The following is a 26128-nucleotide window of genomic DNA, read 5'->3' as shown; positions in this document are numbered from 1 at the left end:
GTCGAGTACTGACGATGCGCATAAACCTGGCCAAATACACGGAGAGGCGGAACTGTGTTTTCTGCGATGGTTGCCAGGGAAGATGACGGCCAGATCGTGCTCGCCCGCGAGCAGGTCGGGGACGATTTCCTCGGCTCGGGCGAGGTGACGATCAAGGTCCACTACTCGAGTGCCAACTACAAAGACCTCCTCGCGATCACCCCGCGCGGCGGCGTGGTGCGCAACTACCCGATCGTGCCCGGCATCGACCTCACCGGTGAGGTGGTCGCGTCCGAGACCGACGACTTCGCCCCCGGCGACCAGGTGATCGCGCACGGCTACGAGATCGGCGTCGCCCGCAACGGCGGCTTCGCCGAGTACGCCAGGGTGCCCGCCGAATGGGTGGTGCGCCTGGACGGCCTCGACACCCGCGACGCCGCCACCATCGGTACCGCGGGCTTCACCGCGGCGATGAGCGTTCAGGCCCTGCTCGACCACGGCCTCACCCCCGACGACGGCTCGGTGCTGGTCACCGGCGCAACCGGCGGTGTCGGCACCGTCGCCATCGACATCCTCTCCGGCCTCGGCTTCGAGATCATCGCCTCCACCGGCAAGACCGACGCGGGCGACCTGCTCGCCGAGCTCGGCGCCAACGAGGTCATCGGCAGGCTCCCGCTCGACCCGGACGCCAAGCCGCGCCCCCTCGACAAGGCGGTCTGGGCGGCCGCGGTCGACAGCGTCGGCGGCGCGTCGCTGGCCCACGTCCTGAGCTCCATCGGCTACGGCGGCGCGGTCGCGGCGAGCGGCCTCACCGGCGGTGCCGAACTGCCCGCCACCGTGCTGCCCTTCATCCTGCGCGGTGTCAGCCTGCTCGGCATCGACTCGGTCTTCCTGCCGATCGAGAAGCGCCGCGCCCTGTGGTCGGCATTGGGCAAAGAGCTGCGCCCGCAACATCTCTCGACGATCGAGTCCTTCGCCCCGATCACCGAGGTCGGCCGGGTACTGCAGTCGATCAAGGACGGCACCCACTCCGGTCGCACCGTCATCGGAGTCGCCGGCGAGTTCTGAGCGGACAGCCCACTGTTCCCCCACCGCTGACAGCGAGCGGTGGGGGGAACAGTTCTCATCTAGACCGCGGTCTTGACCGGGACCGTGTCGTCGGCGAACTGGGTGCGGTAGAGCTCGGCGTAGCGACCGTCGGCATTGAGCAGGTCGGCGTGGGTGCCGCGCTCGACGATCCGGCCCTGCTCGAGCACCACGATCTGGTCGGCGGAGCGGATCGTCGAGAGCCGGTGCGCGATCACCAGGGCCGTCCGGCCGTGCAGCGCCTCGGTGAGCGCTTCCTGCACCGCGGCTTCCGAGGTGGAGTCCAGTGAGGCGGTGGCCTCGTCGAGGATCACCACGCGCGGTTGCTTGAGCAGCAGCCTGGCGATGGTCAGGCGTTGCCGTTCGCCGCCGGAGAGCCGGTAGCCGCGCTCACCGACGACGGTGTCGAGGCCGTCGGCGAGCGAGCCGACCAGGTCGCCGAGGCGCGCCCGGCGCAGCGCGTCCCACAGCTGTTCCTCGGTCGCTTCCGGCTGTGCCAGCAGCAGATTCGCGCGGATTGTGTCGTGGAACAGGTGCCCGTCCTGGGTGACAAGGCCGACGGTGCGCTGGATCGACTCGGTGGTCAGCTCGCGCACATCGGTGCCGTTGAGCCGGACCGCGCCGGAGTCGACGTCGTAGAGCCGCGAAACCAGTTGGGCGATCGTCGATTTGCCCGCACCCGACGAGCCGACCAGGGCGACCAGCTGGCCGGGTTCGGCCCGCAGCGTCACCTCGTGCAGCACCTCGACGCCACCGCGGGTGTCCAGGGTCGCGACGTCTTCGAGCGAGGCGAGCGACACCTTGTCGGCCGAGGGGTAGCCGAAGTCGACCGCGTCCAGCTCCACCGCCACCGGGCCGTCCGGGACCGGGACCGCGTCGGGCGCGTCCTCGATCAGCGGCTTCAGGTCGAGCACCTCGAAGACGCGCTCGAAGCTCACCAGGGCGGCCATGATCTCCAGGCGCGCGCTCGCCAGTGCGGTGAGCGGGGTGTAAAGGCGGGTCAGCAGCAGCGACAGCGCGACGACCGAGCCTGCGTCGAGACTGCCCTGCAGCGCGTACCAACCGCCGAGGCCGTAGACCAGCGCGAGCGCGAGCGCCGAGACCAGCGTGAGCGAGGTGACGAAGGTGGTCTGCAGCATGGCGGTGCGCACGCCGATGTCACGGACCCGGGTGGCGCGCACCGCGAACTCCGACGATTCCTGCTGCGGCCTGCCGAACAGCTTGACCAGCGTGGCGCCGGGCGCGGAGAAGCGCTCGGTCATCTGGGTGCTCATGGCGGCATTGAGCTGGGCGGCCTCGCGCTGCATGGCGGCGAGCCGGTTGCCGGCCCGGCGAGCCGGGATGACGAACACGGGCAGCAGCACAAGGGCGAGCAGGGTGATCTGCCAGGAGATGCTGAGCATCACGGCCAGCGTCAGCGCCAGCGTCACCAGGTTGGTGACGACGCCCGACAGCGTGTCGCTGAACGCGCGCTGCGCGCCGATCACATCGCTGTTCAACCGGCTCACCAGGGCGCCGGTCCTGGTGCGGGTGAAGAACGCGACCGGCATCTTCTGCACATGATCGAACACGGCGGTGCGCAGGTCGAGGATCAGCCCCTCACCGATCCGGGCGGACAGCCAGCGGATGACCATGCCCAGCCCCGCGTCGAGGACGGCGAGCCCGGCGATGGCGAGGGCGAGCAGTACGACCGTCCGTGGCGCCGAACCGCCGACAATGTCGTTGACGACCCGCCCGGCGAGCACCGGGGTCGCCACGCCGAGGACCGCGGCCACCACGCTGAGCAGCAGGAAGCCGGAGATCCGGCGCCGGTGCGGGTCCGCGAAGCGGAGGATGCGCCGGGCCGTGGCCAGGCGGAAGGGCCGATCCTCCTCGGGTGCGTTCATCCGCCGGTACATCTGGCTGTAGGCCACCGATTCGATACTCACTGCCACGCTCCTCTTCGCTCCCCACCCATCGAACTCCTGCCCACCGACACTAAAACCTCAACAAAGGTTGACCGCAAATACTTTCCGTAGGCGGCCGGTTCCGCGCACAGCGAAACCGGGCGGGGAATGCCGAATAGGCTGGTCGGGTGGACGAGATCCGGAGTGCGGAGTTGCTGGCCGATGCCCTGCGTGGCCGGGTCACCTGTGCGGTCGACGCCTCGACGCGCAGACTCGCGGAGTACTCCTCGGACGCCTCCAACTACCGGGTCCGGCCCGCGATGGTCGTGTTTCCCCGCCACGATGCCGACGTCGCCGCGACAGTGACCTTCGCCCGCGAACAGGGGCTGGCGGTGACCGCGCGCGGCGGGGGCACCTCGGTGGCGGGCAATGCGGTCGGCCCCGGCATCGTGCTCGATTTCAGCAGGCATATGCGGGCCATCCGGGCGGTCGATCCCGAGGCGCGTACGGCGGTGGTCCAGCCGGGCGTCGTGCTGTCGGACCTGCAACGACGGTTGCGACCCGAGCGCCTGCGGTTCGGACCCGATCCGTCCACGCAGGACCGGTGCACGCTGGGCGGGATGATCGGCAACAACGCCTGTGGGCCACACGCGCTGGCCTGGGGACGCACGTCCGACACCGTGCGATCGCTGCGCGTCATCGACGGGACCGCCACGCAGCGCGTGCTCGGCACGAATCTCGCCGAGGTCCCAGGTCTTTCCGGTTTCACGAATAGCAACCTCGCGGTATTGCGCACCGAACTGGGCAGGTTCGACAGGCAAGCCTCCGGCTACGGGCTGGAACATCTACTGCCGGAACGCAGTGCGTCGATCGCGAAAGCGTTCGTGGGAACCGAGGGCACCTGTGGACTGCTGCTCGAGGCCGAGATCGAACTCACGCCATTGCCTGCCGCGACTGTGCTGACTGTCCTCGGCTATCCCGATATCGCCACGGCGGCAGACGATGTCGCCGCGGTGACCGGGTGCGCGCCCGTCGCGGTAGAGGGTATCGACGCCGGACTGGTCGACCGGGTGCGCGCCCATCGGGGGACGGTGCCCGAGCTGCCGCGCGGCCGTGGATGGCTGTTCGTGGAAACCGCTGGTGCGAGTGCCGCCGAAGCACTGGCCGCCGCCGAGCGGTTGTGCCGGGAAGCCAACGCCGACGACTACCGGATCGTCACCGATCCCGCTGCCACTGCGGCTCTTTGGCGAATCCGCGCCGACGGTGCGGGATTGGCCGGGCGGACACCGGACGGTAAACCGGCGTGGCCCGGCTGGGAGGACGCCGCTGTCCCGCCGGAGCGCTTGGGCACGTACCTCCGTGAATTCGCCGCACTCACTGCGGAATACGAGGTCGACGGACTGCTGTACGGCCACATCGGTGACGGCTGCATCCACGTCCGGCTCGACTTCCCGATCGCGGACGCGCCACAAAAGTTCCGCTCCTTCCTGTTCGAGGCAGCCGAATTGGTTGTGCGCCACGGTGGCTCACTGTCGGGCGAACACGGCGACGGACGAGCCAGATCCGAACTGCTCACGGTGATGTACTCCCCTGCCGCCCGCGCCACCTTCGCTGGCTTCAAGGCCCTGTTCGACCCCGATGACGTGCTGAATCCAGGAGTACTGGTCGCACCGAATCCCGTAGACGCCGATCTGCGCGTGGCTGGGCTCCGGCCACTGGCCAAGGCAGGCGGCTTCGCCCTGTCCGCCGACGCAGGAGATTTATCCACAGCTGTGCACAGATGTGTAGGAATCGGCAAGTGCCGCGCCGACACTCGCGGTTCCGGCGGCTTCATGTGCCCGTCCTACCTGGCGACCGCCGACGAAAAAGACACCACACGCGGGCGCGCCAGGGTGCTCCAGGAGGTAGTCCGCGGCGAACTCGACTGGCGCGCACCAGCAGTCGAGCAATCCCTGGACCTGTGCCTGTCCTGCAAGGCCTGTGCATCGGACTGCCCGGCCGGGGTCGACATGGCGACCTACAAATCCGAAGTCCTCCACCGCCGCTACCACCATCGCCCCCGCCCCCTAGACCACTACGTCCTCGGCCAACTCCCCCGCTGGCTCACCGCCGCACAACGCTTCCCCCGCCTTGCCAACGCCCTCGCCGCCCGCCCAATGCTCCGGCGCACCGCCATGCGCGCCGCGGGAATCGACCCCCGTCGCGAGGCCCCCGCCCTGGCGGCCACCTCATTCCGCCGAATCTGGCAGGACATCGGCGGCAACAACCGCACCGATCCAGCCCCGATCGCCCTGCAACGCACCCCCCACCGACACCTCCTGATGAACCTGCCCCTAGATGCCGCAACGCATACCGCCGCAACACCTGCCGCCACGACTGCGGGTGACGGCGCCGCAGGTGACGCCGCCGCAGGCCGCACGGCTGCGGGTGACGCAGCTGTGGGCGGCCAGGCTACAGGTGACGCAGCAGCGAGCGGCGCGGCAGTGGGTGCGGCGGCCGGTCCGCTGATCGGTACCTGCGGCGAGGTCATGCTGTGGGTGGATACGTTCACCGACACGTTCGCCCCGGACAACGCCGTGGCCGCGACCCTGCTGCTCGAACAGCTCGGCTATCGCGTCCGTATCCCGGCGGCTCGCGTCTGTTGCGGACTGACCTGGATCACCACCGGGCAGCTCGGCGGCGCCCGCGCCCGCCTGCGGGCCACTCTCGACGCGCTGGCCGATCACGTGGCAGCTGGCGGATCGGTCGTCGGCCTCGAACCGTCGTGCACCGCCGCACTGCGCGCCGACCTGCCCGAACTACTCCCCCAAGACCCGCGCGCACCACAGGTTGCCGCCGCCGTGCGCACGCTCGCCGAATTCCTGCTCGAGCACCCCGGCTGGCAGCCGCCGCGACGCACCGGCGAGACGGTCGTCGTTCAGCCGCACTGCCACCAGCACGCCGTGGGTGGCTTCGCCGCGGAACGGGCGATCCTGGCCGCGATGGGCGTCACCGTCGACGAGCTCGCCGGGTGCTGCGGGCTGGCCGGCAACTTCGGCATGCAGAAAGGCCACTACGACGTCTCGGTGGCCGTCGCCGAGAACGCGCTGCTCCCGGCTCTGCGCGCCGCCCCACCTGGAGCGACGTTCCTGGCGGACGGCTTCTCCTGCCGAACCCAGGCCGCTCAGCTGGCCGGCACCCGCGGTGTGCCGTTGGCGTCCTACCTGCTCGGTGACTGACGCGGGTCAGCCGACCGGTGCAGGAGCTTGCCCGTTCGACGGCCTCGCAGTATCCGTCGAACGGAGCTCAGCTACCGTGCGGCAGCGTTCCCGGCGCGATCTGGTAACCCGAGCTGCCCGCGGACCCACTGCCCCACGCTGCCAGCAGCCAGTTGAGCGCGTTGGTGATCATCGGTTTACCTCCTGCGGCGATGGGATGCCGGTTGTTTGCCAACGGAGGATGTATCGCGGTCCACGTGGTGAATATTACGAATCCAGGTCGGCACCGGATCGGGCGCGCACAATGGTCGGGTGCGCGATCAGACCCTCGACCCCGGCCTGTCGACGGCCGGGCTGTCCAGGACCGTCCGGTCGAGCAGGCCGTTCGACATCGGGCTGACCGTCACCCCGCTGCGGCGCGGCGGCGGCGATCCGTGCCACCACGTCGGCCTCGACGGCGCGCACTGGCACGCCTCGCGGATGCGCAGCGGCGTGGTCACCTACCGGCTCACCCAGGACGGTCGCGACGGCGCGCACGCGCGGGCCTGGGGGCCGGGCGCCGAGGAATTCCTGGCCGGTCTGGACCGGATGCTCTGCCTCGAGGAAGACCTCACCGGCTTCGCTCCCGCCCATCCCAAGCTGGTCGAAGCCCATCGCGTGGTGCCCGGCCTGCGCATGCTGCGGACCGGGTTGGTGTTCGAATCGCTGGTACCCGCGATCCTCGAGCAGAAGGTGCACACGAAGTCGTCGTTCGCCTCCTGGCGGAGCCTGGTGCGCGAGTTCGGGACGAAGGCGCCGGGCCCCGGACCCGCCGGACTGATGGTCGCGCCCGACGCCGAGACCTGGCGGCGCATCCCGTCGTGGAAGTACCACCGGGCCAATGTCGGACCGCAGCGCGCGCAGACGATCGTGCGCGCCGCCCGGGTGGCCGACTCGATCGAGCGCACCGCCGACCTGCCGCCCGCCGAAGCCGCGCAACGGCTGCGCAGCCTCCCCGGCATCGGTGTCTGGACGGTTGCCGAGACCGCGCAACGAGCCTTCGGTGACGCCGACGCCCTCTCGGTCGGCGACTATCACCTGGCCGCGGTGGTCGGCTGGAGCCTGCTCGGCCGCCCGATCGACGACGCGGAGATGATCGAGTACCTGGAACCGCTACGCCCGCACCGCTATCGAGCGGTCCGGCTGCTCGCGCTCAGCGGCCAGGCGCACAAGCCGAAATTCGGCCCGCGCACCCCGATCACCGACCACCGGCGCCGCTAACGGATCGCGCGCTGGTCGAGCACGCAGCGCCCCGAGTTCACCAGGGTGTCGCGCGCCCGCCTGCGCACCCGGCACTCGTCGACAGTGCAGTCGAGGTGCAATTGCATTGCGGCATGGGCCTGTTCGGCATCCATCGGCCCCGGATCGGTGCCGCAACCGAGTAGTGCAGCGGCAATATGCATGTTCACATCGCTCAATTGCATGAACCAAGCACAGCACGCAACCGTCCGGCTAACGGTCAGTACACGCCGATCCCGATATTTAGCGCGAATTCCCAGCACAAGATCCAAGGGGGAGTGCAGGATTCCCCATAGTGGACGAAATCCGCCGCCAGGCCGGGGCTGTGGGTCGTGGCGGGATGCGAACAACACAGGAGGAGCGGGGCTGTGGCAACGAACGCATCGACCGGAACGGGCGGCACGGCGGCGGGGGTCTCCTCGACGCTGCCGCGCCGACAGCTCGGGCGCTACCTGCGCGATTGGCGAACCCAGGCGGGTCTCACCATCGCCGAGGCGGCCAAGTTGATGGAATGGGGCGCCAGCACACTGCAGCGCCTGGAAAAAGGTCAGGCCGATCGCATTCGGACGATCGACATCCACGAACTGTGCCGGATCTACGGCATCCCCGACGATCTCGCCGAAGGATTGACCGGTCTCGCGCAGCAGGCCGCTGTCAAGAGCTGGTGGCACGCCTACGGCGATCTGATTCCCGAAAACTTCGACATCTATGTGGGTTTGGAGGCATCGGCACATCGGTTACGGGCCTATCAGTCCGAATTGGTCCTCGGTCTGCTGCAGACGGCCGACTACGCGCGGGCGCTGAATCATCTGGGCTATCCGAAGGATTCGGTCGACGAACTCGATCGCCGGGTCGCGTTGCGGCTGCAACGGCAGGCGCTGATCACCCGCAAGCATTCGCCCGCCGAGATCGATGTGGTTCTGCACGAATCGGTATTGCATCGCATCGTCGGTGATGCAAAGGTAATGGCTGCGCAGCTGCGACATCTTGCCGACACGAGTACCCGAAGCAATGTGGCTCTGCGTATCCTGCCGTTTGCCGCCGGTGTTCCACTCGGAGTCTCCACCGGACCTTTCACGGTTCTCGAGTTCGGCACCGACAGCAAGGGGCAACCGGTCGAACCGCCGGTGGTGTATGCCGAAGGCTTCACCGGCGATCTCTACCTGGAACGACGCGCGGATGTCAGAAGGTACGACCGGGCTCACGAGTGCCTCCAGCGTCATGCGCTGGATATTCAACCGAGTAGAGACCTGCTGCGGCGGGTCGCGAAGGAGTATGTGGCATGAGTTTCGATCTCGTCGACGCACATTGGTTCAAGAGCACGCGCAGCGGCGCGGGCAAGGACTGCGTCGAAGTCGCGTTCCTGTACGGCGGGCGCGTCGGCGTCCGTGACAGCAAGAACCCGGCGGGCCCCGCGCTGGTCTTCGACGGGCCGAGCTGGGACGCCTTCACCCGCGGCATCGACAACGGCGCGTTCGCCTGCGCGCTGGGCGCACGGTGAACAGCAAGCGCACCATCGACACCACCGGCGCCACCTGGCTGCGGGCGGGCACCGCCGGGGCGGGCAGCAGCGTCGAGGTCGCCATGCTGGCGGACGGCTATGTCGCGCTACGCGACGGCAAAAACCCCGACGGACCGGTGTTGATCTTCACCCCGAGCGAATGGGCCGCGTTCACCGCAGGCGTGCACGACGGTGAGTTCGATCGTCCTTGATCACGTTTGGATCAAGACACGGCGGGTAGCCCTAGGTTATGGACCGAGGGTTGAAGAAAATGCCACCCCGGTACCGGAGGCTGGCGCCTGAGGACGGAGTGGAGCGCCTGATCGTGATACTGCTTTTCGCGGTGTCGTCGGTCGGAATCTATGTGCTCACCGGCTCGTTGCTCGCGGCGCTGTTCATCGGATTACTGGTCGGATTAGTCGCGGTAGGGACTGTAGCCGTGTTGTAGGTAGCAGTCGCTGCGGGGTTCGCGTGCGCGGACCCCGCAGCGCAGCTGCCTACCGGCGGAACAGTTTGTTGCCGAGCCAGACAATCGGGTCGTATCGGCGATCGACAACACGCTCTTTCAACGGAATCAACGCGTTGTCGGTGATCTTGATGCCCTCCGGGCAGACCTCGGTGCAGCATTTGGTGATATTGCAATAGCTCAGACCCGCCTCCTCCTGCGCCATTTCCCGGCGATCGGCGGTGTCGAGCGGATGCATCTCCAGTTCGGTGATGCGCATCAGATAGCGCGGCCCGGCGAAGGCCTGTTTGTTGTCTTCGTGATCACGCACCACATGACAGGTGTTCTGGCACAAGAAGCACTCGATGCACTTGCGGAACTCCTGTGAACGCTCCACGTCGACCTGTTTCATCCGGTACTCGCCCGGTGCGAGATCTGCCGGCGGCGTGAAAGATGGTATCTCCCTTGCCTTCTCGTAATTGAACGAGACGTCGGTGACGAGATCCTTGATGATCGGGAAGGTGCGCATCGGCGTCACCGTGATCACCTCGTCCTGGGTGAACGTCGACATTCGCGTCATGCACAGCAACCCCGGTCTGCCGTTCACCTCCGCCGAACACGAACCACATTTGCCCGCTTTGCAATTCCAGCGCACCGCGAGATCGGGCGCCTGGGTGGCCTGTAGGCGATGGATGATGTCGAGCACCACTTCGCCCTCGTTCACCAGCACCGTGAAGTCCTCGAGACCGCCGCCGTCGACATCACCGCGCCAGACCCGGAACCGGGCGTCGTACCCCATCGCTACGCCTTTCCCTCAGTCGAGCCCGCGGCCGGATGTTCGGCCAATTCCTGCTCGGTGTAGTACTTCTCGAGTTCGCTCAGTTCGAACAGGGCGAGCAGGTCCTCGCGCATCGGCGTCTGATCGGCCGGGGTGACCGTGATCGCCGGCATCGGCTGTCCCGCCGTGGCGGGGTCGATCGCGCAGACCAGCAGTTTGTTGCGCCAGTCCGGGTTCATGCCGGGGTGGTCGTCGCGGGTGTGCCCGCCGCGGCTCTCGGTGCGCAGCAGCGCGGCCTCGGCCACGCATTCGCTGACCAGCAGCATGTTGGCCAGGTCGAGCGCCAGGTGCCAGCCCGGATTGAACTGCCGCTTTCCTTCCACCGTGACATTGGCGTATCGGGCGCGCAGCTGCGCCAGCTTCTCGATCGCCTCGCGCACCTCGTGTTCCTTGCGGATGATGCCGACCAGGTCGTTCATCGTCTGCTGCAACTCGCTGTGCAGGGTGTACGGGTTCTCGCCCGCACCCGCCGCGGGTGGATCGAACGGTGCCAGTGCGGTTTTCGCGGCGGCGGCGATGTCGGCGTCGGCCGGTGCGGGCCGCTCGGTGAGCTGCTGGACGTAGGCCGACGCGCCGAGCCCGGCCCGCCTGCCGAACACCAGCAGGTCCGACAGCGAATTGCCGCCGAGCCGGTTCGAGCCGTGCATGCCGCCGGAACACTCACCGGCGGCGAACAATCCGGGTACCACCGCCGCGCCGGTGTCGGGGTCGACCTCGACACCGCCCATCACGTAGTGACAGGTCGGGCCGACCTCCATCGGTTCGGCGGTGATGTCGACATCGGCCAGTTCCTTGAACTGGTGGTGCATCGACGGTAGCCTGCGCACGATCTCGTCGGCGGGCATGCGGGAGGCGATATCCAGGTAGACGCCACCGTGTTCGGTGCCGCGCCCGGCCTTGACCTCCTCGTTGATCGCCCTGGCGACCTCGTCGCGGGGGAGCAGGTCGGGGGTGCGGCGCGCGGAATCGTTGTCGCGCAACCACTGATCGGCCTCGGCCTCGGTCTCGGCGTACTGGCCTTTGAACACCGGCGGGATGTAGTCGAACATGAACCGCTTGCCCTCGGAGTTCTTCAGCACGCCACCGTCACCGCGCACGCCCTCGGTGACCAGGATGCCCTTCACACTCGGCGGCCAGACCATGCCGGTCGGATGGAACTGCAGGAATTCCATGTTGATCAGCGTCGCGCCAGAGCGCAGTGCCAGCGCGTGCCCGTCGCCGGTGTACTCCCAGGAGTTCGAGGTCACCTTGTAGGACTTGCCGATGCCGCCGGTGGCGAGCACGATCGCGGGCGCCTTGAACAACACCAGCCCGCCCGACTCGCGCCAGTAGCCGAAGGCGCCGGCGATGCGGCCGTTGTCGGTGAGCAGTTCGGTGATCGTGCACTCGGCGAAGACCTTGATCCTGGCCTCGTAGTCGCCGGTGGCCGCGTGGTCCTCCTGCTGCAGCGAGACGATCTTCTGCTGCATGGTGCGGATCAGTTCCAGACCGGTCCGGTCGCCGACGTGAGCAAGGCGCGGATAGGTGTGGCCGCCGAAGTTGCGCTGGCTGATCCGCCCGTCGGGCGTCCGATCGAACAGCGCGCCATAGGTTTCCAGCTCCCACACCCGGTCCGCGGCTTCGCGCGCGTGCAGTTCGGCCATCCGCCAGTTGTTGAGGAACTTGCCACCACGCATGGTGTCCTTGAAATGGGTCTGCCAGTTGTCCTTCTCGTTGGCATTGCCCATCGAGGCCGCGCAGCCGCCCTCGGCCATCACGGTGTGCGCTTTGCCGAACAACGACTTACACACCACCGCGACCGAGAGTCCCTGCTCCCTTGCCTCGATGACGGCACGCAAGCCCGCGCCGCCCGCCCCGATCACCACGACGTCGTAGTCGTGCTGTTCCACTTCTGGCATGTCGATGAAGCTCCTCGAGTCGACGCGAAATCAGTTGACGAACCGCAGGTCCGAAATGGTCTGGCTCGCAACCAACATCACGTAGAAGTCGGTGAGCACGAGGGTGCCGAGGGTGATCCAGGCCAGCGCCATGTGGCGGGTGTTGAGCTTGGAGACCTGGGTCCAGAACCAGTACCGCACCGGATGCGCGGAGAAGTGCTTGAGCCTGCCGCCCGCGATGTGCCTGCACGAATGGCACGACAGGGTGTAGGCCCACAGCAGGATGACGTTGACCAGCAGCACGATGTTGCCGAGACCGAAACCGAAACCGCCGGTGTCGCCGTGGAATGCGCTGATCGCGTCGTAGGTGTTGATCAGCGAGACCACCACCGCGACGTAGAAGAAGTAGCGGTGCGAGTTCTGGATGATCAGCGGCAGCCGCGACTCGCCGGTGTAGCGCGCGTGCGGTTCGGCGACCGCGCAGGCGGGCGGGGAGAACCACACCGACCGGTAGTAGGCCTTGCGGTAGTAGTAGCAGGTCAGCCGGAAGCCGAGCAGGAACGGCAGCACGACGAAGCCGAGCGGGATCCACATCGGCAGCTCGCCGAACGGGGTGCCGAAGTGGCTCGAACCCGGTGCGCAGGAGTCGCTCAGGCAGGGCGAGTAGAACGGCGTCAGATAGTGGTACTGCGGCACCCAATAGGCGGTGCGCACAAACGATCTGATCGTCGCGTAGCCGACGAAGGCGGCCAGGCCGAGCGCGGTGAGCAGGGGTGGCAGCCACCATCGGTCGGTGCGCAGGGTGCGCGCGGCGATGCGGGCTCTCGTCTTGCTGAAGACGCCCGTGCCGGACGGCGGGGTGGTGGTCGGTGCGGCACTCACGCTGGATGCCTCGCTGATCTAGGCCGTGCGGCGGTTGATCATTCCCCACCGCGATGGATTGTGATGTGGAGCACCATACGCCTGTGTTGTCGCCGCTCGAGCCGGGTCTCCCTCAACCGCTCGATTCGCATGCCGGTGATCTCTGTCACAGCAATGACTCCCGTGACAACCGGTCACGCCGGTGCAACAAACCTGTGGTGCCCTGTGTGCATGAGAAGAGCCGCGATCGTGGCGCCCGTCCGCACGCCCAGCGGGGTCGAGGGCGGGGCACTGGCCGGGATGCCCGCCGAGTGGTTGGCGACCACGGTGCTGGCCGCCGTGATCGAGCGCTCGGGGATCGACCCGCTACGCATCGACGACGTCGGCATGGCCTGTGTCGACGGCGGGCGCTCCGGCGTGCCCGCCCTGGGTGCGCTGGCCGCGCGTGGCGCCGGGCTGCCGTTCGCGGTGTCCGGATTTCCGACCGAGCGGCACGGCGGCAGCGGCCTGCAGGCGGTGATCACCGCGGCGATGATGGTGCAGACCGGCGCCGCCGACGTGGTGGTCGCCGGCGGAGTGGAGTGCGCGACGACGTCGGCGAGTCTGCCCGGCGGCACGGCCGGGCTGCACAACGCCGAACGGCTGGCGCGCTACTACGGCATCGACCGCACCGCCGCCGACGAATTCGCCGTCGCCAGCCATCGCAAGGCGGCGCGAGCCTGGCGTCAGGGCGCGTTCGGGGCCGAGGTCGTGCCGGTCGGCGTCGCGACGGGTTCGCTCGAACATCAGATCCGGCGCGACGAAGGCGTGCGCGACGACCTGTCGACGCACACGCTGGCCGGGCTGCGGCCGCTGCTCGCCGACGGCGTCGTCACCGTCGGCAATATGAGCACGCACCGGCTCGGCGCGTCGGCCTGCCTGGTCGTCGCCGAGGACCGCCTCACCGAACTGGGACTGACGCCGATGGCGTTCCTGGCCGGCTGGGCCGCGGCGGGTTGCGACGGCGACGGCCCCGCGCTCGGCGCCGCGCCCGCGGTGGCCAAGCTGCTCGGCCGCACCGGCTGCTCGCTCGCCGAGGTCGACCTGCTCGAGATCAACGAGGGATACGCGGTCGAGGTGCTCGCGCTGGCCACCGAATGGGAACTCGACCCGCTGGACCGGCTCAATGTGAACGGCTCCGATATCGCCCTCGGGCATCCGGTGGGCGCCACCGGCCTGCGGATCATGACGACGATGCTGCACGAACTCGGCCGCACCGGCGGCCGCTACGGACTGGAGGCCATCGCGCTCGGACCCGACCACGGCATCGCCGCGCTGTTCGAATCGGCCGAGTCCGACGATCCGGTGGAGACACCGCGCGGCGCCCGCTTCCACGGCGTCCGCACCGGGCGGCGGTTCGGCAGGCACCGGGTCTGAACAGGGGTCGGCGCGGCGGCCCTGGGTGGCAGGACCGCCGCGCCGGTGAACAGGTCTTCGCTATTTGGTTCGCGGCCGGGAGTGGAAACCGAGCCCTTCGTCCTGCGCGCCCATCCAGGCGGCCTCGTCGGACTTGCTGTCCGGGACGTAGATCGGTTCTGCCCTGCGTGGGGCGGCGAGCTCCGGCGGTGGCGCCTGCTCGAACTCCTCGGCATCGATGACGAGCCGCTCGAGGTCGTTCTCCAACCTGCGCACGGTGGCCGCGTCGCCGTAGTTGGAGCGCAGTGCGCCGATCGATTGCCGGAGTTGGCCGACCGCGTAGCGCAGTTCCGCGATATCGCTGCGTGTCATCGTTACCTCCTGTGTATATGGCGGGCATACCGACTCGTCGGATCACCTGGCACGCCCGTGAACTCCCGGGCCGCACTGCACCGAGCCGTGTGACTCACCACACAACGTGATCTCCACCACAATAACCGAGCTTTTCGGTTTACGCCCGAAGTTGGCTCGGATTCCGAGGTTGCCGTCCGGTAACTCCCTGGCTCAGCCCGCGACGGCATAGTGCTTGCGGACGCCCGCTGCCGCGCGCTCGACCAGCGCGGCGATCGAGTGGGCGACCTCCTCGGCGCACTCGAGGATGACGCTGTGCCCCGCGCCCTCGATCCGCACCAGTTCGGCGCCCGCCAGCTGGGAGGCGAGCACCACCGAGTGGGTGAACGGCACCATCAGGTCGGCCGAGCCCGCCAGCACCAAGGTGGGCAGCCCGCTCAGTCGCGGCAGGGTGTGTGCCTCGTCGAAGGTCAGCAGCGAGCTCAGGAATCCCGACATGGTCAGCAGCGGCGTCTCGTTGAGTATCGCGGTCGCGATCGCGGCGACCCGCGGGTTCACCCGCCGCGTCCCCGCGCTCGCCTCCCGGATCAGCGGCCCGAAGATCCAGCGGGAGAAGCGCTTCGAGGCCTGCATCACCCGCGGCGCGTGCACGACGGCGCGCTGCAGCGAGGCGACGGCGTGCCGGTTGAGCAGCCTGCCGAGGCCGACCTCGGTGATCCCGCCCGCCGCGCCCGCGATCAATCCGATCCCGGCGATGCGCTCGCCGATCGCCGCCGGGAACAGGCGGGCATAGGCCAGCAGCACCATCGCGCCCATCGAATGGCCGACCAGCACGACCGGCCCGGTCGGCGCGACCGCGCGCAGCACGGCGTCGAGGTCGGCCGCCAGCTGGTCGATCGTGTAGGTCGCGTGGTGGGCGTGGCCGGATTCGCCGTGGCCGCGGTGGTCGTAGAACACCATCCTGGTGCCGGCGTCCCAGTGCCGGAGCAGCTGTTCGCGCAGAATCGCCCAGGACTCGGTGTGCAGGCAGTGGCCGTGGACGAAGACGACGGTCAGCGTCGCGTCGTGGGCGCCGAAGGTGCGGACCGCGATCGGCACGCCGTCGTCGGCGGTGACGGTTGCTCGACGTCCTTCGGAAGCAGCGAAGGTCTTCGACATGACGGCCTCCTGAGTTTCCGGACGCGTACTGGGTGTTTCGAATCAGATTTCCGGGCCGTTAGCCCGCGAATCCTCGCGTTATCCAGCTGATGCGCAACCGAATCCGGACGGGCTCCGGTCGTTATCAAGGAAATTCTTCGGCTCTCTAGCGTTATCGCTAGAAATCTGTAGATCAGCCTCGAACGCAGCCACGTGAGGTTTGTATCGGCATATCTAGGTCAAGAGCTAGATGGCCGCAGAGAGCTATACGCTCCGGAGATACCGGCCGAAGTGGGGGACCGTGAAGCCGATCGTGCCGCGTTCGGCCGAGTAGATCAGGCCCTTCTTGATCAGGCCGTCGCGCGCGGGGGAGACCGAGGCGGGCTTGCGGCCGAGCTCGGCGGCCACCGCCGACGTGGCCACCGGACCGTCGTCGCCGGCGAGGTCGGCCATCGCGCGCATGTACTCGCGTTCGGCGGGCGTGGCGCGCTCATACCGGGATCCGAAGAAGCCGACCGCCAGTTCCTCCTCGGCCGTCGGTGAAGCGACCTCGACGTCCTCGGCGGTGATCGGGCTCTCCGGCGCCTGATCCCAGGCCGCCTTGCCGTAGGCCTGCACGAAATACGGGTAGCCGTCGGCCTTGTGGTACAGCGAGTCCAGGGCTTCGGAGGTGAACTTCACTTCCTCACGCTCGGCCGGGGCGATCAGCGCGAGATCGGCCGACTCGCGGTCGAGCCGATCGATGCGGTGATAACTGAACAGCCGCTCCGAGTAACTCTTGGACGCCGACAGCACCGCGGGCAGGTGCGGCAGGCCCGCGCCGACGACGATCAGCGGCGCGGCGTCCTGGCTCAGCTCGTGGCAGGCACCGCAGATCGCGGACACGTCGGCCGGGCCGAGATCCTGCATCTCGTCGATGAAGATGCCGATCCCCACGCCGATGTCGGCCGCCAGCGCCGCGGCCTCCTTGAACAGCTCGATCAGGTCGATCTCGATATCGCCGGAATCGGCGCGCCCGGTCACCGCGGGCACATCGATGCCCGGCTGCCAGCGTTCGCGCATGCCCTTGTCGGCGGTGGCGCGCAGGGCGAAGGCCTTGAGGATGCCGAGGAAGTCGTCGACGTGTTCGGGATTGCGGTGCGCCATCGCGATCGCGCGCACCGCCATGTGCAGCGCGGACGACAGCGGCCTGCGCAGGTCCTGATCCGGCCGCGCCTCGATCTTGCCGGTGCCCCAGCTGCGCGAGACCGCGGCCGAGCGAAGCTGGTTGAGCAGCACCGTTTTTCCCACGCCACGCAGACCGGTGAGCATCACGCTGCGCTCTGGCCTGCCCCTGGCGACGCGCTCGAGCACGATGTCGAAGGCGGCGAGTTGCTTGTCGCGCCCGGCCAATTCGGGTGGACGTTGGCCGGCGCCGGGGGCGTAGGGATTGCGCACGGGGTCCATGCCGGACAACCGTAGCGCGTCGGCACGGCAGAATCTCGGTAACTCTGGGCTGTGTCCTAGATACTGCTAGCGAACGCAAGACGAGCGGAACGGGGACGGAGCGGCATGTTCGAGGAATCCCGGCGCGATGGTCACGACGCCGAGCCCGAGGTGGTCTCCACCGCCGAGATCGTCGCGGGCTGGGAGCTGCCCGCGGGTGCGTTCCTCGCCGACACCATCCGGCGCGGCGTGCTCGCCACCATCGACGCCGGATACGACGATCCGGCGGCGATCGCCGACCTGGCGATCGGGCCGCTGGTGATCGCGCTCGGCAGGCTGGAAGTCGACCTGGCCGACGCGCGCACGCGCATCGCGGAACTGGAGCGACGGCTCGGCCGCCGCGGCTGATAACGAACTCCCGATGCGGAGATCGGACCGTTACGCGTGGCGACACGCCGGGCAAATGCCCCCTGTTCTGGGAGTTTTGCGGATGCGGGAAATCAACTTGCGCGCTTCGCTGGACAGCCTGCATCACAGGCCGTAATCTTCTCGTGACTTAGTGGAGTCTGTCGCTTCGTCAGAGAAACGGCGCCATTGAGTCACCGCCGAACAAGTCGTCGCACCAAGCGATCCCGACGACGCGGTGGTGGAGCAGCAAGATCGGAGACTCGTCTCGGTGGGTAAACACAGCTTGCAGCGGGATTCTCGACTGCCGAATTCCGTCAAGGGTGCACTCGTCATGGGTGCAGTGGCCGCCACGACCGGTGCGATGCCCGCGATTTCGCAGGCCGCCACGATCAACATTCCCGGCCTCGGTAACTTCGATCTGCCGCCGGAGCTCGAGCAGCCCGCGCAGCAGGTGGAGAAGCAGCTCCAGGCGATGGTCGCGCCGCAGGGCCAGGCCGCCCCGCAGCTGCCGAGCGTCACCTTCGACAACCCGTTCCAGCAGCAGCAGTCGGCGGGCAACATCGCTCTCGACGCAGCGCGGACCAAGCTCGGCGCGGTCTACAGCTGGGGTGCCGCAGGCCCCTCGAGCTTCGACTGCTCCGGCCTCGTGCAGTGGGCCTACCGCCAGGCCGGTATCGAACTGCCGCGCACCAGCTTCGAGCAGTCGCACGTCGGCGCGCCGGTGTCCTTCGACAACCTGCAGGCCGGTGACATCGTCATCACCAACGGTGGCGGCCACGTCGGCATCTACGCCGGCAACGGTCAGCTGCTGAACGCTGTGCAGTCGGGCACCCCGGTGTCCTACACCCACCTCAGCGCCGACGACGTCGTCACGGCTCGCCGTATCGTCTAAGGGGTGAGCCCCGCCGAACAACGCTCCATCACCCAGGTCCGCGTCGATTCGTGGATCTGGGCGGTGCGATTGTTCAAGACGCGCTCGGCCGCGGCGGAAGCCTGTCGTGGCGGGCACGTGCGTGTCAACGGTGTGACCGTGAAACCGGCGCACCAGGTGAAGCTCGGGGACGAGGTCAGGATCCGGCACGCGGGCGTCGAACGCATCGTCGTCGTGGAACGGGTCATCCACAAGCGCGTCGGACCACCGATCGCCGCGCAGTGCATGATCGACCGCAGCCCGCCGCCACCGCCGAAGGAAGTCCTCGCGTCCATCCCGCAGCGTGAGCGCGGCGCGGGCAGGCCGACCAAACGCGAACGCCGCGAAACGGACCGGCTGATGGGCCGCTCCGACTAAACCGGCGCTTTCGCCGCCAGCCTGCTCGCCGCCACCGTCGCGATCACGATCGTGCACAGGGTGGCCAGCATGATCGCCGAACTCTCACCCGGCACCAGCACGCCCAGCTGACTACCCACCGTCACCGCGGCGACCGGCACCCCGATCTGTGCCGCCGCCAGCGCACCGTGGGCCAGCGGCTGCCCGATGACTCGCGTCGTGCAGTGCACCGCGACCGCGCCGACACCGAGCGCCAGCCCCAGCAGGATGAACTGCGGATGCTCCCCGAGCTCACGCAGATCCAGCCGCGCCCCGAGCCAGACGAAGAACAACGGCGCCAGCAGACCCTCGCTGATCGCGAACACCTGCTTGGCCACCCGGCGTGGTTCGCCGACACCGGCCACCGCCAGCCCGGCCGCGAAACCGCCGAGCATGATCGACACGTGCGTCGCGCTCGCCACCCCGCACAGCGCGAACACCAGTACCAGACTCACCCGCAGCTCCAGGGTGAACTTGCGCTCCTCGGACACCTCATGCACCTGCCGCTGCGCGCCCGTCTTCTGCAGATACCGCAGGATCAGGAACATCACGACCGCACAGGCGGCGACCACCACCGCACCGACCGCGGCCCGCGCCGCATTGCCCGGGTCGATCACCAGCGGCAACGCCACGATGCAGGCGGTGTCGGCGATGGCGACCTGGGCGGTGAGGGCGAGCACCGGCGGTCCGCTCAACCGCATCGAGTCGACGATCGGCAGCGCGATCGCCGCCGAGGACGACGCCATCAACACCGCGTAGATCGCGCCGTGGCCGATGCCGAAGGCCTGTGCCACCGCCCAGCCCGCGACCGCGGCGACGACGCCGACCAGTGCGGCCCGCACCAACCCGGCGCCGAGCGCGCCGCGCACGGCCGGATCGCGGACCGGAACATGGGTGCCCGCCGCGAACATCACCAGCGCGAAACCCATATCGGCGAGGAAGACGAAGATCGGGTCCTCGGCGTCGAGGATCCGCAATCCCGTGGTGCCGAAGATGATCCCGGCGATCAGCTCGCCGAGGATGACCGGCAGATGCAGCCGTCGCGGCAGGGCGAGCAGCGGCCCGGCGACCCCGAGCGCGACGACCAGCGCCAGGGTCGCGAAGGTCACGGCATCGCGGCGATCTTGGCGGGGATCTCCGCGTCTTCATCGGCGAAGTAGAGCGCGCACACCCGGTGGTACCCGTCGGCGATCAGCATCGGCACATTCTTGCGGCAGTCACCGCGCACCAGCAGGATCGGCGAGAGCCGTTTGCCCTCGTTGATCTTGAGCAGGTCCTTGCGCACGTGCGGGTTGTCGGGCGTGAGCGCTTCGAGCTGGGAGGCGCGCAGAATGTCCTTCGCCTTCTTCACGACCACCGGTGCGCTGCGGAGTGCGGCCACGATCGCCTCGACCACCGCCGCGTCGCCGAGTAGCTCGAGATAGTCGGCGGCGGCCGGATAGTCGTGTTCCTCGGGCGCGGCCTTCCATTGCACCTGGACGATTTGGTCTGCCATCGGATCATCATCCGCCGGTGTCGTCGGAGTTAGCGGGACAGTCGCTGGATGTTGTCGCTTGTTTGCGCGATCGGTATGTGCGCGCCCCTCCCCGAAAAGTACGTGGTGGTCGGGTTGTGGGCGATCGCCTACGGTGGCAGCTATGGGTGAGCGCAGGCCGTTGTTATCGACGCTTCTTGCCTGCTGTGTCGCCGTCGCCGCCACGGTCCCGCGCCTGCTGTGGCCGCGGCAGGCCAACGCCGCTTTTCTCGCCGAACTCGAGTCGGCCCCGCTTCCCCCGGCGCACAACACCGTCGAACTCACTGCACTGGTCCAGGCCGACCTGACCGCGCCGACGGCGATCGTCGCCGAAGGCGTGCGGACACTGCGCTCGACTCCGCTGACCATGGCGACCTTCCTGGTCCGGCATCCGTCGGCCACCTTCCTGGTCGACCCGGCGATCTGCGCCGGCGTGCACGAGCGGGTGCTGCCTGAGCTGCCGTTCCCGGTCCCGCTGCTGGTCGCGCCCGAGCAGCCGGTGCACGGCCTGAGCGAGCTGCTCGCCGCCAACGAGCTGACCGGCGCCGACATCGACTTCGTCCTGCCGACCCACCTGCACTGGGACCACGTCGCCGGGCTGTACGAGCTGCCCGGGTGGGTGCCGATCCGGGTACCCGACATCGAATACCGCTGGGCGATGGGCGGATCGCACGCGCCGATCGGCGTCGCGCGCGGTCCGCTGCGCGGCCGCGTCTTCGATCTCTACGACCTCGACGGACCGCCGGTGCTCACCTTCGCCCGCAGCCACGACCTGTTCGGCGACGGTTCGGTCCTGCTGGTCGACCTGGCCGGGCACACGCCGGGCAGCGTCGGCGTGCTGCTGGCCGTCGACGACGGGTCGCGGGTGCTGCTGGCCGGCGACGCGGTGTGGAGCACGCTGCAGGTCGAGCTGCTGCGGGAGAAGGCGCCGATGCCGGGTGAACTCTTCGACGACGATCGCGACGCGGCCTTCGAGACCGTGCACCGATTGCACGCGCTGCCCGCGGAAATCGAGCTGATCCCTGGTCACGACCGCGCCGCTGTCACCGCGCGCACCGCGCACTGATCCTCAGCCGGCGAGTCCTTCCGCAACGCTCGCGTACCGCGGCCGCCAGCCCAGCTCCTCGTGCGCCAGCGCGCTGGAGATCCGCATCGAAGTATCGGACATGAGCGCGCCGATATAAGGAACAGCCAGGCGGATCATCCACGCGGGCAACCGGATCGGCCGCGGCGTGCCGTGACTGCGAGCGACTTCGCCGAAGAACTCACGCCAGGTGATCGGCGTATCGTCGGCCAGGTTGTACGCCCGCCCCGCCTTCCCGCGTTCGAGCGCGGCGACCGTAGCGGCGGCGGCATCGTCGACATGGATCCAGCTGTTCACCCCGCCGGAACCGAGCGGCCCGACCGGGCGGTGCTTGCGCATCATGTCGGCGAACAGATCGCTGAACGCGCCGGGGCCGTAGAACAGCCCGTACCGCAACGCGATTCCGTCGACCGGCGCCGCGAACACCAGATCCTCCCCGGCGACGGTCGCGCGCACGACCTCGTCGGCCACGCCGCCGTTGTACACGCCGAACTGATCGCCCTCGGTCACCGGCCGGTCGCCGTGATCGTGATAGCCGTACCCGAGGATCAGCGACTGGGTGAGGAAGCGCCCCGCGCCGACCAGCCCGGCGGCCTCGAGCAGGTTGGCGGTGCCGACGGTGCGCAGCAGGCCGGTCGGATCGTCGGCCGGAATCCGGCGCTGCACCTTCGCATCGCGCAGCGCGGTCGCCTCGTGGATCACGGCGTCGGCGGCGGCGCCGTCGAGGGCGCGGAGCAGCCCGTCGCGGTCGAGCACGTCGGCGGTGATCGGCTCGGCGCCGAGTTCGCGCACGAGCGGATGGGAATCGGGATTACGCACGATGGCCGACACGTGGTGACCGTTCGCGGTCAACGCGCGGATGAGCGGGCGGCCGATGGCGCCGGTGGCGCCTGCGAGCAGAACCTGCATGAGAGTTCCTTCCGGGCGAGCGAGTGTTTCCCTGCTACCTGGACGAGCTTCGACGCGACGATGTGACGCTCTGTGACCGGCTTCACCTGGCCTGCGGCGACCGGAAACTTGTGCGATGTCACGGCGGGTCGACGGCGTGTCGGTGTGTATCGTGCGGCTCATGCGAGTCGACGGTCGGGAGATCCCGGTCACGGGAAGTCTCCTGCAGCCGCTGACCCGGCGGACCAGCGACATCATCCGGGTCGTGCTGGCGGCTATCGGGGTCGGGGTGGTGGTCGCGGGCTCGTTGATCACCAGGCCGGAATGGCTGGCGCTGGAACGGTCGGTGTCCAAGATCGTCGACTTCCTCAGCCAAGACCAGTCCACCATGGTCTACCTGGTCTACGGAATGCTCATTCTCGCCCTGCCGTTCGCCATCCTGATCGAACTGGTGGTGCGCAGGCAGTGGAAGCTGCTCGCGGGATACGCGGCGGCGGGTCTGCTCGCTGCGCTGGCGCTCTCCATCACCGGGGCAGGGATCTCCACGCCGAAATGGCATCTGCCGGTGCCGGACCGGTTCGACACCTTCCTGGCGCAATTCCTCGACGACCCGCGCTGGATCGCGATGCTGGCCGCGATGCTCACCGTCTCCAGCCCGTGGCTGCCGGTGCGGCCGCGGCGCTGGATGTGGTTCCTGCTGTTGATGTTCGCGCCCATTCACCTGCTGGTCAGCTCGGTGGTGCCCGCCAGGGCCATGCTCGGGCTGGTGGTCGGCTGGCTGGTCGGCGCGGTGATCGTGTGGCTGGTCGGCACGCCCGCGCTCGAGGTGCCGTTGGAGGCGGCGGTGCGGGTGCTGGCCCGGCGCGGCTATACCGTGCGTGCCTTCCGGGTCGACCGGCCCGCCGGGCGCGGTCCGCTGCTGCTCGCGACGGAGGTCGACGGCCCGGAGTCCGAGCTCGTCGTCGAGATGTACGGCAAGAACCAGCGCAGCTTCGGCGCGGTCAAACAGCTGTGGCGCTGGATCACCTTCCGTTCCAGCGAAACCGCGCCGCTGCACGGATCGATGCACCGGGCGGTGGAGCATCGGGCATTGCTCGGCATCGCGATCGGCGACCTCGGCATGGCCGACTGCCGCCAGGTCGCCGTGGCGGGCCTCGACCGCGGCTGGATGCTGTACGCGCACACCGTTCCCCATGGCACGCCGATCCAGAAGCTGTCGGCGCAGGTGCTGCCCGGGGTGTGGCGTTCCCTGCTGCGGTTGCACGAGAACCAGATCAGCCTCGGTGATCTGCAGCCCGGCAATGTGCGAGTCCACCAGGGCGACACGCTGTTCGGGGGCTTCGCGGCCGCCGAGTTCGGCGCCTCCGAGTCGCAGCGGCAGACCGATATCGCCCAGCTCCTGGTCACCACGACCTCGCTGTACGGCAAACACGAAGCGGTGTCGGCGGCGATCGAGGTGCTCGGGGAGAGCACCGTTGTCACCGCGGCCAGGCGGCTCACGAAATCGGCCATGCCGACCGGCATCCGCAAGTCGGTGCCGGACTGGACCAAGGTGATGGCCACCGCGCGCGAGGAGATCCGCGAGCAGACCGGGCACGACCGCATCCAGTCCGCGCAGCTCACCCGCTTCACCCGCAACCAGATCATCCAGCTGGTGCTGTTGTTCGCGCTGGTCTACGTGGCCTATCCGTTCTTCAGCCAGGTGCCGACCTTCTTCAGTCAGCTGCGCACCCTGAACTGGTGGTGGGCGCTGCTCGGCCTGGTGATCACGGCGCTCACCTACCTCGCCGCGGCCGTCGCGCTCGGCGCGTGCGCGGACTGGGTGGTCAAGATGCGCTACCTGTTCCTGGAGCAGCTGGCCAACACCTTCGTCGCCACGACCACCCCCGCCGGCGTCGGCGGTCTGGCGCTGAGCGTGCGGTTCCTGCAGCAGGCCGGCATGACGACCATGCGCGCCACCGCCGCGGTGGCGCTGCAGCAATCGGTGCAGGTGATCACCCACGTCGTGCTGCTCATCGTGTTCAGCGTGGTGGCGGGTACGTCGACCAACCTCGCCCACATCGTGCCCGACGCGACGGTGCTGTACCTGGCAGCGGGCGTCGGTGTCGGCCTGATCGGCGCGTTCATGTTCGTGCCGAAACTGCGCCGCTGGGTGAATCAATCGGTGCGCCCGCAGTTGACGGAAGTCCTCGGCGAACTCGCCGACCTGGCGCGCGACCCGATCCGGTTCTCGCTGATCGTCGGCGGCTGCGGTGCGATCACGCTCGGGAAGGCGTTCGCCCTGTGGGTGAGTGTCGAAGCCTTCGGCGGCGGTACCGATTTCGTCGCCGTCACGATCGTCACCATGATCGGCGGCACGCTCGCCTCGGCCGCGCCGACACCCGGTGGCGTCGGCGCGGTCGAGGCCGCGCTGATCGGTGGTCTCGCCGCCTTCGGCGTTCCCGCCGAGATCGCGGTCCCCGCTGTTCTGCTCTACCGCGTCCTGACCTGCTGGATCCCCGTCGCCCTCGGCTGGCCGATCATGCGCTGGATGGGCGAGAAGGAAATGATCTGACGTAGCTGGTCGCCACAGTGATCGCTGTCCAGTTGCCCGCGCATTCAAACATGGTGGCGCGCAACGCTGTCTGATCCACGCCAGGTGCTGTGCCGCGATGTTTCCGCCGGTTCCTCTGTCGGTGGCAGGGTCGTGGGGAATAACCGGTGGATTGCCGATCGGGCCGGTCGGTTGGTTCTTCGCGATGATCGGCCGCCCGACGTGAACCGTCCCACAGCGACCGCAGGTGGGTGCGGGGTGGGGATTCTGCGCATAAACTGTCTGGGACGTAGCCGGATGATGACCGAGAGGTGTTGTTTCGATGGGATCCCGGACGGTGGTCGCCGACGTTGCCGACGAGTTGGCGCGCCGGGTAGCCACCGGCGAGTACCGGCCCGGCGAGCTGATGCCGTCGGTCCGCCAGGTCGCCGACGAGTTCGGGATGAACCGCGCCACCGCACAACTCACCCTCGGCAGGCTCGAGTCCTACGGCTTCGTCGAGGCCCGTCGCGGCAAGGGCTTCACGATCCGCGACGTCAGGGAAGAGGGCGGGATGGATGTCTACCGCCACCTGTTCCGGTTCTCCGTCACGGCGCCCGACGTCGCCGCCGAGATGTTCACCGACATAGTCGAGGTCGAACGCGGCATCGTGCTGGAGGCACTGCTCGGCTACACCGAGGCGGAGAAGGTGCTCGATCCCGCCGAGCTGGCCGCCGCCGTCGACGAGCTGGAGGCGATGGCCCGCCAGTCCGTGCCCGATCACGTCCGCATCATCGACGCCGAGATCGCCCTCGTGCGCAAGCTGCTCGGCGTCCTCGGGATGAGCATGCAACGCGCCGTGCTGAATTCGGTGGCCGACATGGTCGTCGAGGTGCCCGAGGCGATCGCCGCCTACTTCGCGGTGGCGCCGGATCTGCACGTGCTCGTCTGGCGGGCGCTGCTGGCGGTGTGGGATGCCGAATCGGCGCCGACCGAGGCCCAGCTCGCCCTGTTCGAGGATCTGTTCGCGCTGTATCACGAGAAGGTGATCGCCCGCTTCGACGAGCTCGTCGGCGCGACGCCCGTCGAATCCGCGGCCGCCACCGCCTGAGCGCGCCGGCGCGGCTGTCTGGGTCGGATTTCGGCCGGTGGTCGGGTGCG

At 68.5% G+C, this 26128-nt stretch carries 25 protein-coding genes; 14 read left to right on the top strand and 11 right to left on the bottom strand.

Annotation, left to right across the window (positions count from 1 at the left end; genetic code table 11):
* Positions 1 to 66 precede the first annotated feature (66 nt).
* The gene (locus tag IEY60_RS22155) at positions 67 to 1047 is read left to right on the top strand and encodes an acrylyl-CoA reductase family protein (RefSeq protein ID WP_189031605.1); all 981 of its coding nucleotides are present in this window, start codon (positions 67 to 69) and stop codon (positions 1045 to 1047) included.
* Positions 1048 to 1106: 59 nt separating this feature from the next.
* Here IEY60_RS22155 and IEY60_RS22150 read toward each other — a convergent pair whose 3' ends face one another.
* Positions 1107 to 2993 carry an ABC transporter ATP-binding protein gene (locus IEY60_RS22150; RefSeq protein WP_189031597.1) on the bottom strand — a complete coding sequence of 629 codons (1887 nt, stop codon included), beginning with the start codon at positions 2991 to 2993 and terminating at the stop codon, positions 1107 to 1109.
* Positions 2994 to 3139: 146 nt separating this feature from the next.
* On the opposite strand from IEY60_RS22150, the gene IEY60_RS22145 reads away from it, so the two are divergent.
* Both IEY60_RS22145 and IEY60_RS22140 read left to right on the top strand, forming a co-directional pair.
* A complete protein-coding gene (locus IEY60_RS22145) occupies positions 3140 to 6169 on the top strand; it encodes an FAD-binding and (Fe-S)-binding domain-containing protein (protein WP_189031595.1) in 3030 nt (1009 codons plus the stop codon).
* A gap of 291 nt (positions 6170 to 6460) precedes the next feature.
* On the top strand, positions 6461 to 7408 hold the full coding sequence (locus IEY60_RS22140) for a DNA-3-methyladenine glycosylase family protein (RefSeq protein WP_189031592.1): 948 nt from the start codon (positions 6461 to 6463) through the stop codon (positions 7406 to 7408).
* Here the strand turns inward: IEY60_RS22140 and IEY60_RS22135 are convergent.
* Entirely contained in the window at positions 7405 to 7611 is a 207-nt protein-coding gene (locus IEY60_RS22135) for a hypothetical protein (protein ID WP_189032571.1), read from the bottom strand. The genes IEY60_RS22140 and IEY60_RS22135 overlap by 4 nt on opposite strands.
* 183 nt (positions 7612 to 7794) lie before the next feature.
* Between IEY60_RS22135 and IEY60_RS22130 the strand changes: the two genes are divergently transcribed.
* From IEY60_RS22130 to IEY60_RS22115, 4 genes are all read left to right on the top strand, one after another.
* The gene (locus tag IEY60_RS22130; protein WP_229740033.1) at positions 7795 to 8712 is read left to right on the top strand and encodes a helix-turn-helix domain-containing protein; all 918 of its coding nucleotides are present in this window, start codon (positions 7795 to 7797) and stop codon (positions 8710 to 8712) included.
* The gene (locus IEY60_RS22125; protein ID WP_189031590.1) at positions 8709 to 8927 is read left to right on the top strand and encodes a DUF397 domain-containing protein; all 219 of its coding nucleotides are present in this window, start codon (positions 8709 to 8711) and stop codon (positions 8925 to 8927) included. The genes IEY60_RS22130 and IEY60_RS22125 overlap by 4 nt, the downstream gene beginning before the upstream one ends.
* Positions 8924 to 9139, top strand: coding sequence for a DUF397 domain-containing protein (locus IEY60_RS22120; RefSeq protein WP_189031588.1), 216 nt, complete (start codon positions 8924 to 8926; stop codon positions 9137 to 9139). The genes IEY60_RS22125 and IEY60_RS22120 overlap by 4 nt, the downstream gene beginning before the upstream one ends.
* A 98-nt stretch (positions 9140 to 9237) precedes the next feature.
* Complete coding sequence (locus tag IEY60_RS22115) at positions 9238 to 9375, top strand: hypothetical protein (RefSeq protein ID WP_229740032.1); 138 nt, start codon at positions 9238 to 9240, stop codon at positions 9373 to 9375.
* Positions 9376 to 9424: 49 nt separating this feature from the next.
* On the opposite strand, the gene IEY60_RS22110 is transcribed toward IEY60_RS22115, so the two are convergent.
* Genes IEY60_RS22110 through sdhC form a run of 3 tightly spaced genes read right to left on the bottom strand, consistent with a single transcriptional unit; the run spans position 9425 to position 12969 of the window.
* On the bottom strand, positions 9425 to 10171 hold the full coding sequence (locus tag IEY60_RS22110; protein WP_189031584.1) for a succinate dehydrogenase/fumarate reductase iron-sulfur subunit: 747 nt from the start codon (positions 10169 to 10171) through the stop codon (positions 9425 to 9427).
* 2 nt (positions 10172 to 10173) lie between these two features.
* Positions 10174 to 12108 (bottom strand): fumarate reductase/succinate dehydrogenase flavoprotein subunit, encoded by a 1935-nt coding sequence (locus IEY60_RS22105; protein ID WP_189031582.1) that lies wholly within the window; start codon positions 12106 to 12108, stop codon positions 10174 to 10176.
* Positions 12109 to 12138: 30 nt separating this feature from the next.
* Positions 12139 to 12969 carry a succinate dehydrogenase subunit SdhC gene (gene sdhC / locus IEY60_RS22100; protein ID WP_189031579.1) on the bottom strand — a complete coding sequence of 277 codons (831 nt, stop codon included), beginning with the start codon at positions 12967 to 12969 and terminating at the stop codon, positions 12139 to 12141.
* Between the two features lie 210 nt (positions 12970 to 13179).
* Here sdhC and IEY60_RS22095 point away from each other — a divergent pair, with 210 nt between their 5' ends.
* Entirely contained in the window at positions 13180 to 14364 is a 1185-nt protein-coding gene (locus tag IEY60_RS22095) for a thiolase family protein (RefSeq protein WP_189031577.1), read from the top strand.
* A gap of 60 nt (positions 14365 to 14424) precedes the next feature.
* Here the strand turns inward: IEY60_RS22095 and IEY60_RS22090 are convergent, their stop codons facing one another.
* From IEY60_RS22090 to IEY60_RS22080, 3 genes are all read right to left on the bottom strand, one after another.
* A complete protein-coding gene (locus IEY60_RS22090; protein WP_189031575.1) occupies positions 14425 to 14715 on the bottom strand; it encodes an Rv0250c family protein in 291 nt (96 codons plus the stop codon).
* A gap of 192 nt (positions 14716 to 14907) precedes the next feature.
* On the bottom strand, positions 14908 to 15852 hold the full coding sequence (locus IEY60_RS22085; protein ID WP_189031573.1) for an alpha/beta fold hydrolase: 945 nt from the start codon (positions 15850 to 15852) through the stop codon (positions 14908 to 14910).
* Between the two features lie 243 nt (positions 15853 to 16095).
* A complete protein-coding gene (locus IEY60_RS22080; RefSeq protein WP_189031571.1) occupies positions 16096 to 17277 on the bottom strand; it encodes a DUF8462 domain-containing protein in 1182 nt (393 codons plus the stop codon).
* A gap of 105 nt (positions 17278 to 17382) precedes the next feature.
* Here IEY60_RS22080 and IEY60_RS22075 point away from each other — a divergent pair, with 105 nt between their 5' ends.
* The 3 genes from IEY60_RS22075 to IEY60_RS22065 all read left to right on the top strand — a co-directional run bounded on the left by IEY60_RS22075 (position 17383) and on the right by IEY60_RS22065 (position 18952).
* Complete coding sequence (locus IEY60_RS22075) at positions 17383 to 17664, top strand: hypothetical protein (protein ID WP_189031569.1); 282 nt, start codon at positions 17383 to 17385, stop codon at positions 17662 to 17664.
* A 331-nt stretch (positions 17665 to 17995) separates the two neighbouring features.
* Positions 17996 to 18556 (top strand): C40 family peptidase, encoded by a 561-nt coding sequence (locus IEY60_RS22070; protein WP_189031567.1) that lies wholly within the window; start codon positions 17996 to 17998, stop codon positions 18554 to 18556.
* Positions 18557 to 18559: 3 nt separating this feature from the next.
* Positions 18560 to 18952: an RNA-binding S4 domain-containing protein gene (locus tag IEY60_RS22065; protein WP_229740031.1), complete on the top strand. Its 393-nt coding sequence runs from the start codon at positions 18560 to 18562 to the stop codon at positions 18950 to 18952.
* Here the strand turns inward: IEY60_RS22065 and IEY60_RS22060 are convergent.
* Both IEY60_RS22060 and IEY60_RS22055 read right to left on the bottom strand, forming a co-directional pair.
* Positions 18949 to 20079, bottom strand: coding sequence for a cation:proton antiporter (locus IEY60_RS22060; protein ID WP_189031565.1), 1131 nt, complete (start codon positions 20077 to 20079; stop codon positions 18949 to 18951). The genes IEY60_RS22065 and IEY60_RS22060 overlap by 4 nt on opposite strands.
* Positions 20076 to 20453, bottom strand: a complete 378-nt coding sequence (locus IEY60_RS22055) for a hypothetical protein (protein ID WP_229740073.1) — start codon at positions 20451 to 20453, stop codon at positions 20076 to 20078. The genes IEY60_RS22060 and IEY60_RS22055 overlap by 4 nt, the downstream gene beginning before the upstream one ends.
* 154 nt (positions 20454 to 20607) lie before the next feature.
* Between IEY60_RS22055 and IEY60_RS22050 the strand changes: the two genes are divergently transcribed.
* On the top strand, positions 20608 to 21549 hold the full coding sequence (locus tag IEY60_RS22050; protein ID WP_189031561.1) for an MBL fold metallo-hydrolase: 942 nt from the start codon (positions 20608 to 20610) through the stop codon (positions 21547 to 21549).
* A gap of 3 nt (positions 21550 to 21552) precedes the next feature.
* Here the strand turns inward: IEY60_RS22050 and IEY60_RS22045 are convergent, their stop codons facing one another.
* Positions 21553 to 22476 (bottom strand): NAD-dependent epimerase/dehydratase family protein, encoded by a 924-nt coding sequence (locus tag IEY60_RS22045; protein ID WP_189031551.1) that lies wholly within the window; start codon positions 22474 to 22476, stop codon positions 21553 to 21555.
* Between the two features lie 160 nt (positions 22477 to 22636).
* Here IEY60_RS22045 and IEY60_RS22040 point away from each other — a divergent pair, with 160 nt between their 5' ends.
* Positions 22637 to 25009: a lysylphosphatidylglycerol synthase transmembrane domain-containing protein gene (locus IEY60_RS22040; protein WP_189031549.1), complete on the top strand. Its 2373-nt coding sequence runs from the start codon at positions 22637 to 22639 to the stop codon at positions 25007 to 25009.
* A 301-nt stretch (positions 25010 to 25310) separates the two neighbouring features.
* Complete coding sequence (locus IEY60_RS22035; protein WP_189031547.1) at positions 25311 to 26078, top strand: GntR family transcriptional regulator; 768 nt, start codon at positions 25311 to 25313, stop codon at positions 26076 to 26078.
* The last annotated feature ends 50 nt before the right edge of the window (positions 26079 to 26128 follow it).

Source organism: Nocardia rhizosphaerihabitans (assembly GCF_014646295.1).
Classification (GTDB): Bacteria; Actinomycetota; Actinomycetes; order Mycobacteriales; family Mycobacteriaceae; genus Nocardia; species Nocardia rhizosphaerihabitans.
This window is presented reverse-complemented; position numbering and strand designations above follow the sequence as displayed.